We start from the raw sequence: 12,459 nt of genomic DNA, 5'->3' as shown, positions 1-12,459 counted from the left end.
TCGCAGATTTTTATTTTTTTGTTCTTACAATTCTCTTGTATTCAAGTGAAATAGAATTAAAATTAACTAATAAAGCTAATTCATTATTAGATACTCGTAAATAGTTTAAACACTGATTATAATGACTGTTGTTAAAGCAATCAACTGTTTTTACTTCTAGAATAATTTTATTAAAAACCACAAAATCAGCATAAAACTTGTGTTTTAAGGTTGTGTTTTTGTAATTCACTGAAAATTCTTTTTCTCTTTCAAAAGGAATTTTATTTTCATTAAATTCAAACTCGATAGCATCTTTATATACAATTTCAGAAAATCCTTTTCCAAGATTTTTATGAACTTCAAATAATATTCCTATGATTTTAAATGTTTCTTCTTTATGTAAATAATCTTCCATTGTAAAAAAATCTGCGAATCTGCGGTTATTTAATTACTTACGAATAATTTTCACTTGACTATCTAATCCTAGTTTTATAATTGTTGAAGGATTTTTGCAAATTTTTTCGTGATGCAAATTTACTACATAGTCTACACCTTTTATAATTTCAGATGATATTTCTTTGAAGGATTTTGGTGTTGGTTCACCCGAAATGTTTGCAGAAGTAGAAACCAAAGGTCTTTTCATGCGTTCCATTAATTTAAAACAAAAAGGCTCTTTTACAATTCTGATGGCAAGAGTATCATCTTGAGCGACTAAATTTTTCGCTACATTTCTAGGTTTATCTAAAATTAAAGTAGTAGGTTTTTCCGACAAATCTAAAATTTCCCAAGCTACTTCTGGAATGTCTTTAAAAACGTTAAAAACCATTTTTTCAGAATTCATAAGGCAAATCATGCTTTTGCTTTCTTCTCTTTTTTTAAGAGCATATATTTTTGCAACGGCTTCTTCATTAGATGCATCACAACCAATTCCCCAAACAGTATCAGTTGGATAAAGGATTATTCCACCTTCTTTTATTACTTCGTATGCGTTGTGTATTTCTGTGTTCATGATTTATTTTTCAAATAAAAACTTTTTTATTTTTAATTCAACTTTTAATAAAAAAGGAAGCTTCATTTGTTTCTTTAAATTTAACAATATTGAATATGTGTGAGGTTGAGGGAATAAAATGCTTGCATTTTTAATCAATGATTTTACATCTTTATATTTTAATAAAACTAATTTATGCCAAACTTTTGGTTCTACTGGATGAAAGTCAATTAATTTTTCATAATTATTGACATTTATATTTTTCCATTTTTTAAAATATTCGTCACCGTTAAAATCATTTTTATGTCCCCAGTTATCTAATTTTTGTTTTATTTCATGTTCGTCTCTTGCCCAAGATTGATGTAGTACTCTTTGATCAGTATACAAACATGTCCAATTTGTTTGCCTTGCTCTTATGTATTTTGGATTGTTTGTTGCAAAGTAAAAATCTTCATTTATAGGATTTATTACATAAAAACCGTTTTCATCTTTTTTATACAGAACAACAAATTGTGCTATTAATGAATATGGTTTGTTAATGGGATCTTTTAATAAAAAAGCACTTTTTTTGAGGTAAGTAAACATTTTTTTAAAATCATAAACATATTCATCTACATCAAGTTGAATATGCCAACCACCTTTTCCCATGAATTCACCTAATTTATTCCTTTGTACTGTTTCACTTAACATTGGATTTGAAATATTTTCTGGAATATAAAAAGTATCAGAATAAAACTTTATTTTATTTTTTGTATCAAATTTTTTTATGGATTCAAAAAAACTATCTGGTATCAAAAACTTATTTCCTGACCAAGTTTTAAAATCTTTATCATAACATAATACAATTAAATCAGCATATTTATAAATGCTTTCAAGTGAATTCATTAAATAATTATAATCGTATGAAATAAGATATCCGACTTTTATTTTAGCTTTCATAAGATTTTGTGTTTTTACTTTTGATAATATATATGTGCCTAATTAAAGACATTTGTTTTTTTTGCTAATAAACTATCTGAAATTATTTCAGCAAACTCAAAGCTTAAGTGATTACTATCATAAGTCATTGGAGCATTTTGAGCTGTAAAAATAACACAATCTTTAATGTCGTTTGAATTATTTTTACACAATAAATCCTTTTTACTAATATATCTGTATAGCCCTTTAGATTTAAGTTTTAATTCATTTTCATATAATGCTAAACTTTTAATATCATCATTAGTTAAACTTTTAGCTAAATTGGGATGGTTAACCAAATCATCATTTAGAATTATATAATTACCAAAAACAATTATTTGAGCATCAGTTTTCTTTTTTAACTCTTTGATATAATTAACTAAATTGTCAGGTTTATACCAATCAAACATAACATTGATTACAATATATTCATAACCCGATAAATCTAATGTGATAATCTTATCCATTAAAGCATAACAATTGTTTTTTATTTCTACTGGATGGTTTTCAATTAATTTTAAATCTGACTTGATCATTGGTGGACAACCTCCTTCTGTCAGCATTCTATAATCATAATTTGGATAGGCAAGTTTTAAAAAATTAAGTGCATCTGGTGCATGACTATCACCAAGTATTAAAACTTGTTCTTTGTGACTTGTTTCTTCTAAAGCTATGTCATTTAAAAACTGTTCATTACAAAATTTAAACCTTAATTCTTTTCCGTTTTCTATTTGTTTTAAACTGTAGTTAGTTGTGTTTTTTGTGTTGAAAATAAATGAGCCAAATTTAAGTATCAGCAAATTAACTGTTAAAATTAAGGCTATTGTTGAAATGATATAGATGATTGTATTTGAAGGTTTGCTGTTGTTTCTTGTTTCTCTATACTGAGTTTCAACAAATTTGTAAATGAGAAATCCTACAAAAGTAGAAGCAATAAATAGAATGAATTGGTCTATTAAATCTAATTCTTGAGTGTATAAAAATTTGTAAAACACAATAAATGGCCAGTGAATAAGGTATAATGAATAGGATATTTTACCAAACCATCTAATAAGTTGATTGTTGTAAATTAAACTTACATATTTTGATTGTCCAGTATTGTGTATTAAAATTGCAGAAAAAAGACAAGGTAATAAAGCATTAACACCCGGAAAAGCTACATTATTGTCATAAAAATAACTAAGAAAAACTAATCCAGTAATACTAATAAATGAAAGTACTTCTTTGATAAACAATTTAAATTCAATTTTGTTTGTCCAAAAAAGTAAAGTTCCAATAAGAAATTCAAAAACGCGAAATGGTGTTAAGAAAAATGCAGCAGAACTATTTATGGTTAAATAATACTCACAATAAATTAAACTAATAACACCTATAGTTGTTAACACTAAAATCCTATAAATTTTTTTCTTGATTTTTAAAGTAAAAAATAATAGAAAAGGCCAAATTAAGTAGAATTGTTCTTCAACAGATAATGACCATGTATGAAGTAATGGTTTTAAATGAGCTCCTGAATCAAAATAACCAGATTCATTGAAAAAGAATATATTTGAAAAAGATAATATTGATGCAGTTGATGATTTTAAAGATTTTTCTAATAAGTGTAAAGGAAAAATGATATATCCCATTACTATTGTCAATATTACTACAAATAGCATTGCAGGCATCAATCTTTTCATTCTTCTCAGATAAAAGTCTTTAAATGAAAAGGAATTGCTATCAATTTTATTAATTAGTATTGTGCTAATTAAGTAACCACTAATTACAAAAAAAACATCTACACCAATGTATCCTCCTTTGAAAAGGGAATTATCAAGATGAAACAGTAAAACTAATAAAACAGCAATTCCACGTAATCCATCAATATGAGGGAAGTATTTTTTCTGCGACATTTATTTGTTTTTAGTTTTTTTAGTTTTAAATTTAATAATTGGAAAAAAATTAAAAATTTTCATTAATAACATCATTTACTTTTTCAATAGAAAAAGGGTACAAACTTTTTTCTGAATTTTGAGAAAGTTTTTTCCAAATGACATCATCAGTGTATAATTTTATAATTGAGTTAGCAAAATCTTTTGGTTCATCTGCAATTAAAACATTTTCTTCATCTTTTAAAAACATTCCTTCTGCTCCAATACTAGTTGTTACAACAGGTAGGTAATATTCAAAAGCTTGACCGATTTTTCCTTTCACACCTGCACCAATCAATAAAGGAGCTACCATTAATTTTGCATTATTAAATAGTGGTTCAATATCAGAAACAAAACCATGGAAAATGAATCTTTCATCAGTAATATCTTTAACAACAGTATTTATATTACCAATAATATTTACTTTCATTTTTGGATAAGACTTCCATACAATTGGCATTATATTATTATATAAAAAATAAATAGCATCTACATTTGGATGATGTGTAGAACCAATGAATAGAATATCACTTCTATGGTCAAACTGATTTATTTCTGTTTGTTTTACTTTAGGATAATGAATATTAGATATTGTAATTAGTTTTTCTTCATCACAATATGTTTTCATGAACTCTTTTTCGTCATCAGAAATAGTAATTGTATAATCAGATACTTTTGCGGCTTCTAGTTCAATTTTTTTGTAGGCTAAATAGTTTTTTAAATTACTTTTATCTTCTTTGTTGATTTCAGATGCTCTTTTAAATCTTAAATGATGAATGTCAACCATATCATAAATGAATTTTGCATTTGAAAAAAGAGATTTAATTTTTTCATAATAATTTTTAAAACTATTAGGACCATAAATCCAAACATAGTTAGCATTTGCACAATATTTTGAAATAAAATATTTATAATCTTTGTACTGCAAATGTTCATAAAAACTATTAATTCCCATTCTTTGATAAACTTCTAAATAGGCTTGCCATATGAATATATCTTTAGAAACGAAAGATACATTGTACCCTTTTTCTACAAATACATTCATAATTTCTTTCAATCTATTGGAACCTGAATCTCTATCAAATTCTGGAACAGTATCGTTTATAAATAAAATAGATTTATTGTTGTTGATTTCTAAAATTCTATCTTCAACACATTCAGCTTGAATGCTATTTATTTGTTGATTCCATTTATCATAAAACTTCTTTTGATTCGTTTTAAATAAAATTTCTTTACGGTTATTACTTTCTTGATTTTGTTTAGATTTATCGTTGTATGTAATTCCATTAAAATGTAAAACCTTAGAAAAAGGTGTATAATAAACACTTTTATTTTGATTGTACTTTAAATCAAAACATAAATCAGTTTCTTCAAAATAAGCTGGAGCAAATTGTTCATCGAATAAATTTAAATCTCCATTATCTTTATGCTTTTTAAATAATAAACTACATCCTGAGCAATAATCTACTTTTCTTATATAATTAACTTCTGGATAAAACGGTTTTCTGTTTCTCACAATTTGATGAATAGTAAAATCTTTCATAAAGACAGAACCAGCTTCTTGTAATGTTTGATCTGGATTTAATAACATAGAACCAACAGCACCAACATTCATATGGTTCTCAAAGACATAAAAAAGTTCATCTAGAAAGTTTTCATAGACTTCTGTGTCATTATTTAATAAATAAACATACTCGCCTTTGGAAGCGTTTATTCCTTTGTTAATATTTTTTAAAAAGCCTAAATTAGTTTCATTTTTAATAATATTAATTCCAGAAGCATTTGTGAAATCATATTTCTCAGAACTATTATCGTCAATTAATATAATTTCAAATGGATAATTATCAGTCAAGTTCTTATGTAAATACTGAAGACAATTCCAAGTGTAAATTTCTTGGTTATAAAAAGGAATAATTATAGAAACTTTTGGATTTTCAGAACTTTTAAATGAAATAGGTGTTCTGTCAATTTTAGTAAGTACTTTAGGTTGTATGTTTTTTAGTTTATCTTCAAGTTGTTTAACTTTTCTTCTTCTCCTAAAAAAAAGGCTTATTTTTTTTTTCAACTTCATAACTATATTTTTTTTAATGTTTCTTTTAAAATTTCTCTTGAAAATGGTTTCAAACTATCTTCAGAATTATTTTGAAGTTTTAGCCAAAGATTTTTGTTTTCATAAAGGTTGATTATTTCATTAGCGAAATCTTCAGCATTGTTAGCTATTAATGCATTTTCGTTGTGTTTTAAAAACATTCCTTCTGCTCCAATATTAGTAGTTATTAATGGTAAATGATACTCAAAAGATTGACCAATTTTACCTTTTACACCAGCACCATAACGTAAAGGAGCAATCATAAATTTCGCAGAATTAAAATAGGTTTCAATTTCTGGAACATAGCCATGAAAAATAATATTTGGATGTTTTATATCTGAAATTTCTTTATCTAAATTACCAATGATATCTACTTTAAGTTCTGGTAATTTTTTCCATACTGAAGGCATTATTTTGTCTTTTAAAAAGTATAATGCATCTATATTTGGAGTATGTGCAGAACCTATAAACAAAATATTTTCTCTATCTTCATATGAAGATGTTTTTTGTAATTCAACCTTTATATAATGAATATTTGAAATTGTAATAATTTTGTTTTTGTCAACATAAGCAGACATAACTTCTTTTTCTTGTTCAGAAATTGATATTATTACGTCAACTTTTTTAGCTAAAACAGTTTCAATTTTAAAGTACTTCTTATATCTTTTTTTTAATGAAATTCGTTTAGGATTTAATTCAATGGCTCTTTTATACCTTAGAAAGTGAATATCGACCATATCATAGATAGATTTTGAATTTGGCAATATTTTTTTAAAGATTTTATAGTGCTTTGTTAAAGTGTTAGGTCCATAAAACCATGTGAAATCAACTTTAGGAATAGTTTTTAATAATGATATTAGTTTGTTTTTATTTTCTAATTCTGAATATAAAAGAACTCCTTTATTATTGAAAAATTCAATGTATTTTTCGTCATTACCTGATGATTGGTAACACAATATACAATTGTAGTTTAATTGTTTGTAAGAAAGAATAATTTCTTTTAATCTATTTGAACCTGAATCTTTATCAAAAGTTGGAATCGTTCCAGTAACGATAATAACAGTTTTTCTATTTGAATCATAAAGACCACTATTAAATAGAGAACCAAATTCAAAATGAATTTCCTTGTTAAAAAGCCTTTTAAGAAGAGTCATAAATTTCTATTTATTATTTTGCTTATGCTTCAATGAATCTGTTAATCTTCCACCTCTAAATAAGATATTAAACAAATACCAGTATTTAGGTTTTCTTATACTCTTTATAAAATACTTTATTTGAAGAAAAAGTAATATAATTCTATAGTTTATATAACCATAATGTTTTCTAATTATATAAAGTAAAGAAACTTTTAATTCTGTTTTAATTTCAATAGACTTAGGTGTACTAGCTCCATGAAAATGAATAAATTTTGCTTCAGGAATCAGGTAAGCATATTTTTTTATTTTAGCCAAACGAATACATAAATCAGTTTCTTCATGATATAAAAAAATGTTGGTATCAAATCCACCTACATTCCAAAAATCTTCCGATTTCACCACCATAAAGCTTCCTGATACAAACTGTCCACGTTTAGGACTTTTGTATTCGATTTTTCTATTGGGGTATTTTCTTGGATTAATTTTTTCTAAAAAATATCTTCCAAACAACTCTTTTAATGGAGAGGAAAAGTGATCTAAAGTTGGTAATAATTTTCCATCTTCTTTATAACTTTGAGGCCCACAAATTCCATATTCATCATTTTTTTTCATTTGATTTATAATGATAGTAAAACAATCATTTAGAAGCAATGAATCATTGTTTACAAAAGCATAATAAGTTGCATCCGAAAATTGACAACCAATCATGTTTCCTCCTCCAAATCCAACATTAATATGATTTTTTAAAAAGGAAATTTTAGGGTTATTTAAATTTTTTAAATAGTGTTCAAGGTTGTTAACATCTCCTTTGCTAGAGTGATTATCAACAATCTTTATATTGTAATTTAAATCTTCAGAAGTATGTTCAAAAATGCTTTCTATACATTTAATAGTATAGTTACTTGTATTGTAATTTATAATAACAATAGATAAATCTAGCATTTTTTAGTTTATTTTTTGTTTACTTCTCTTTTGTAACTGCAATTTATTTTATATATTTTTACAAAAAATTACGTAGGCAAAGTAACAAATAATTTTATGAAAATACTACATATATCTGGAGCAAAAGGTTGGGGAGGAAATGAGCAACAGATAATCTATATAGTGCCACAGTTAAACGGATTAAATATTGAAAATATTGTTTATGGACTTAATAGGTCGGTTTTACAAAGCGAATGTAGTAAAATAAATATACCTTTTTTAGCTTGTAAAACAAGAAAACTTAATAAATTTTCTAATTATAAGCATTTAGCAGAAACAATTAAAAATCATAAACCTGATATAGTTCATTTGCATACAAGTGATTCACTAATGTTCTTTTTAATTTCAAATTTCATTTATAGGTTTAAAACAAAATTAATTTTTTCAAAAAAAGGTGTTGGTGTTAGTGGTAGTTTTTTGAGTAAATTAAAATATAATAGTAAAAGAATTGACTCTATAATTTGTGTTTCAAAAATGGTTCAAGATTCTTTTGGTAAAACTTTAAACGAAAAAACGTTAAACAAAACTGTTGTTATCAATGATAGTGTTTCTTTAAATATTTTGGATAAATCTAGTAAAATAAATATTAGAGACTTATATAATATTCCAAAGGATAAATTTATTGTTGGAAATATTGCCAATCATACAAATGCGAAAGATTTATTCACTTTAATTGATTCACTTGCTGAATTAAAATATAATCTGAAAAGAAATGATATAGTGTTTATTCAAGTTGGTGAATTTTCTAAAAAAACTGATAGTTTAAAACAGTATGCTATTGAAAAAAGAGTTTTCAAGGAGATAGTTTTTATGGATAAAATTAAAAATGCTTCTTCTTTAAATACGCAATTTGATGCGTTTTTACTAACTTCTCAACGTGAAGGTGGTCCAACATCCTTATTAGAAGCTATGTTGATTGGAATTCCAATAGTTTCCACTAAAGTTGGTGTTGTTTCTGATATTATTATTGATGGAGAAAATGGTTTTATAGCTGACATAAAAGACAGTAAATCTTTAGCTGAAAAATTACAGAAATTACTAGATAATAAAGAATTGCAAAAACAATTCTCCGAAAAAGGAAAAGCAATAATAAAAGAACACTTCACTGCAAAATATATTGCTCAGAAAACTTTAGAAGAATATCAAAAATTAGTGGGTGTAAGTTAGTTACAAATATATTGATTTATCCCTTTTTCAATAAAGGTAATTCTTTTTTCAGTGGTTTCTTTTTCTATTGCATTATTAATTTCAAGGTTGTTTTTATCTTGTTCTTTATGATAAATATGATAAGCAATAGCTGTTTGTTTCAACCTTTTTCCTTTAATTCCAATATTATGTAAACGTTGAATCATTTCAGAATCATCAATTCCCCAACCTACTAAACCTTCATTAAAACCGTTGATTTTAATGAAATCTTCTCTCCAAAAAGACATATTACAACCTCTCAATTTTCCTGAACGTTCTTCGTGAATTTTAGCATATTTCATAAATAATGGAAAACGAACAGTTCTAGTTCTTTTTTTAATGCCTTTAGCGAAAAAACCAAAGTTGATTATCTTTTTATCAAAAATAGTTTTTAAAATATCTTTTTGAATATTTACTCTTGAACCAAATAAATAAAGTCCTTTTTCGGCATAAGTCAAATGGTCTTTTACAAAATCTTTGTGCATAATAATGTCACCATCAATTTCTATAATGTAATCATGTTTAGCTTTTGCAATTGCTTTGTTCATGATTTTTGGTTTCTGATTGCCATTGTCTTCGTGCCAAACATGAATTAAAGGCACCGGAAAATCAGTTTGAAATTTTTGAATCAATTGAGTAGTTTCCTCTCTTGAACCATCATCAGCAATTATAACTTCATTTGGTAAAACGCTTTGATTCTTTATGCTTAAAAGTAAAAGTTCTAAAGCTTCTGGCCAATTATAAGTTGGAGTTACAAGGGATGATTTTGGTAATAAACTCATTTTTTTGATTTATTTTTTGGTAAAAATACCTAAAATATTGGTTTAATTAAATTGTATGCATAATTTTGAAAAAAAAATAATGGTGTACAAACTAAACGATACCTTTTTAGAAAAGAAAGAACAAATTGAAAATTTCATCAAGAATTTCGATAATTCGGGTCAAATATTCATAAAAGGAAACAGAAATACCATTAAACTTTTTGAGTTAAATAAGTTAACTTTAAATGTAAAATCGTTTAAAGAACCTAATTTAATTAATAAAATTGCTTACCGATATTTTAGAAAATCTAAAGCTCAACGCTCGTTCGAATATGCAAATCATTTATTAAAGAATAATATTGGAACTCCAAAACCAATTGCTTATTTTGAAAATTCTTCTTTTTTAGGATTAAAAAATAGTTACTACGTAAGTGAACATTTACAATGCGATTTAACGTATCGTGAATTAGTTGAAACCGATTATCCAGATGCAGAAAATATATTACGTCAGTTTACCCAATTCACGTTTTTGATGCATGAAAAAGGAATTGAATTTTTAGATCATTCACCAGGAAACACACTGATTATCAAAAAACCTGAAGGTAAATATGATTTTTATTTAGTGGATTTAAACAGAATGAAATTTCATGATTCAATGAATTTTGAAACTCGAATGAAAAATCTTTCTAAAATTACTCCAAAAGAAGATATGGTTGCTATAATGAGTAACGAATATGCAAAACTTTCAGGAATCGATGAAGATAAAGTTTTTACGACTATGTGGAACTTGACTAAAGATTTTCAATATCGTTTTTACCGAAAAAAAAGGATAAAAAAGAGGTTAAAGTTTTGGAAAAAATAGTAATTTTCCAAACTTAATAGTTTTCATGAAGGTATCCGTAATCATTACTACTTACAATTCAGAAGAATGGCTATCAAAAGTTCTCGAAGGCTATTGCCATCAAACCGAGAATGATTTTGAAGTTGTTGTTGCTGATGATGGTTCTAATGATAAAACTAAGGATGTAATTCAGTCTTTTCAAACTAAATATAAGTTTCCAATTGTTCATGTTTGGCAAGAAGACAATGGTTTTCAAAAATGTAAAATTCTAAATAAAGCCATACTTAAAACTAATTCAGAGTATTTATTATTCACAGATGGAGATTGTATTCCAAGGAAAGATTTTGTGGCTCAACATCTGAAATTTCAAGAAAAAGGATATTTTCTTTCTGGTGGTTATTTTAAATTACCAATGATAACTTCAAAAACTATTTCATTTGAAGATATAAAAATGCAAAATTGTTTTTCAACATCTTGGTTGATTAAAAATGGAGTTAAAAAAAGTTTTAAGTTAACAAAACTGACACATAATAAGTATTTTGCTATTTTTATGAATTGGATAACTCCAACCAAGAAAACCTTCAATGGTCACAATACTTCTTGTTTTAAAAGTGATTTAATCGCTGTAAATGGTTTCAACGAAGAAATGCAATATGGTGGTTTAGATAGAGAAGTTGGAGAACGTTTATTCAATTTTGGTGTTTTGGCAAAACAAATTCGCTATCAAGCTATTTGTTTGCATTTAGATCATAAAAGAGGTTATGCCACCAAAGAAACTTGGGAGAAAAATTTTGCTATCAGAGCATATAATAAAAAACATAATATAACTGCCATTGAAAAGGGAATTTCGCAGTATATTAATTCCTAGTCTTTAATCAAATAATATTTTGTCTTACTATTTGGCATAATTTTGCTCATTTCAAAATCTTCAACATGGTTAGGAAGTTGAAATTCTTTATCATTAATCTCTTTTTTTATTATACATACTAAAGAAGTTTCAATTTTATCAAATTTTAAATTATTACTGTATTTAGAATAGTATAACAAAATTGATTTGTTAATAAAATTTGATACTTCATTAGTGTAATATTGATTTAAATAATTTTCAGACAAAATATTTTTATTAATCATTAATTTGTCAAAACTTTCATTAATAATAAATTCTTCTTCACCAAATTCATAAATTAATTTATAATATTTACAAGTTCCAAAATTTTTATAAATTGTATCTTTTGAAATGATTTCTTTAAAGTCCTCAAATGAGTTATTTTTAATTTCTCTATTAGTATTTAAATAAAATTTTATTAAAGTTTTTTCTTTAGGAAATATTTTAACTGCTTCTTCGAGACTATCAAACAAAATTAAAGTTAGATTCTTTTTGTCATTTTTGTTAATTATGTAATTACCATTTTTGTATTTTATTCGAATAGTATCATAAAACTCGGAAGAATTTTTTAAATCACTTTCTGTTACTTTTGTTTCCTTTCCTTTCTTTAAAAATTTCTTAGGAGTTTTAAATTTAATTGTATCAGTTAAATTTATTTTATAAGTATATATTAGCTCTCCTTCAAATATTTTTTGAGAAAAAGTTAAGTTTGAAAATATTATAAATAAAATAAAGTAAGTTATTTTCAT

12 protein-coding genes are annotated in these 12,459 nt (G+C 25.4%); 3 read left to right on the top strand and 9 right to left on the bottom strand.

Annotated elements, in window-relative coordinates; all coding sequences use genetic code 11:
* Positions 1-10 precede the first annotated feature (10 nt).
* The 7 genes from AABJ49_RS12105 to AABJ49_RS12075 are packed head-to-tail and all read right to left on the bottom strand — an operon-like array spanning position 11 to position 7,998.
* Positions 11-394, bottom strand: coding sequence for a GxxExxY protein (locus AABJ49_RS12105; protein WP_338378540.1), 384 nt, complete (start codon positions 392-394; stop codon positions 11-13).
* Positions 395-427: 33 nt separating this feature from the next.
* Positions 428-988, bottom strand: a complete 561-nt coding sequence (locus tag AABJ49_RS12100; protein ID WP_338378539.1) for an L-threonylcarbamoyladenylate synthase — start codon at positions 986-988, stop codon at positions 428-430.
* 3 nt (positions 989-991) lie between these two features.
* On the bottom strand, positions 992-1,906 hold the full coding sequence (locus AABJ49_RS12095; RefSeq protein ID WP_338378538.1) for a hypothetical protein: 915 nt from the start codon (positions 1,904-1,906) through the stop codon (positions 992-994).
* A gap of 38 nt (positions 1,907-1,944) precedes the next feature.
* Complete coding sequence (locus tag AABJ49_RS12090; protein ID WP_338378537.1) at positions 1,945-3,813, bottom strand: acyltransferase family protein; 1,869 nt, start codon at positions 3,811-3,813, stop codon at positions 1,945-1,947.
* A gap of 49 nt (positions 3,814-3,862) precedes the next feature.
* Positions 3,863-5,902 (bottom strand): glycosyltransferase, encoded by a 2,040-nt coding sequence (locus AABJ49_RS12085; protein ID WP_338378536.1) that lies wholly within the window; start codon positions 5,900-5,902, stop codon positions 3,863-3,865.
* 2 nt (positions 5,903-5,904) lie between these two features.
* Positions 5,905-7,074 (bottom strand): glycosyltransferase, encoded by a 1,170-nt coding sequence (locus AABJ49_RS12080; protein WP_338378535.1) that lies wholly within the window; start codon positions 7,072-7,074, stop codon positions 5,905-5,907.
* A gap of 6 nt (positions 7,075-7,080) precedes the next feature.
* A complete protein-coding gene (locus AABJ49_RS12075; RefSeq protein ID WP_338378534.1) occupies positions 7,081-7,998 on the bottom strand; it encodes a glycosyltransferase family 2 protein in 918 nt (305 codons plus the stop codon).
* 96 nt (positions 7,999-8,094) lie between these two features.
* On the opposite strand from AABJ49_RS12075, the gene AABJ49_RS12070 reads away from it, so the two are divergent.
* A complete protein-coding gene (locus AABJ49_RS12070; protein WP_338378533.1) occupies positions 8,095-9,204 on the top strand; it encodes a glycosyltransferase family 4 protein in 1,110 nt (369 codons plus the stop codon).
* Here the strand turns inward: AABJ49_RS12070 and AABJ49_RS12065 are convergent.
* A complete protein-coding gene (locus AABJ49_RS12065; RefSeq protein ID WP_338378532.1) occupies positions 9,201-10,004 on the bottom strand; it encodes a glycosyltransferase family 2 protein in 804 nt (267 codons plus the stop codon). The two genes, AABJ49_RS12070 and AABJ49_RS12065, sit on opposite strands and share 4 nt — an antisense overlap.
* 79 nt (positions 10,005-10,083) lie before the next feature.
* Between AABJ49_RS12065 and AABJ49_RS12060 the strand changes: the two genes are divergently transcribed.
* Complete coding sequence (locus tag AABJ49_RS12060) at positions 10,084-10,845, top strand: Kdo domain containing protein (RefSeq protein ID WP_338378601.1); 762 nt, start codon at positions 10,084-10,086, stop codon at positions 10,843-10,845.
* A gap of 25 nt (positions 10,846-10,870) precedes the next feature.
* Positions 10,871-11,692, top strand: coding sequence for a glycosyltransferase (locus tag AABJ49_RS12055; RefSeq protein ID WP_338378531.1), 822 nt, complete (start codon positions 10,871-10,873; stop codon positions 11,690-11,692).
* On the opposite strand, the gene AABJ49_RS12050 is transcribed toward AABJ49_RS12055, so the two are convergent.
* Complete coding sequence (locus tag AABJ49_RS12050) at positions 11,689-12,459, bottom strand: hypothetical protein (protein WP_338378530.1); 771 nt, start codon at positions 12,457-12,459, stop codon at positions 11,689-11,691. The genes AABJ49_RS12055 and AABJ49_RS12050 overlap by 4 nt on opposite strands.

Origin of the sequence: uncultured Flavobacterium sp. (genome assembly GCF_963922255.1) — a bacterium.
Classification (GTDB): domain Bacteria; phylum Bacteroidota; class Bacteroidia; order Flavobacteriales; family Flavobacteriaceae; genus Flavobacterium.
This window is presented reverse-complemented; position numbering and strand designations above follow the sequence as displayed.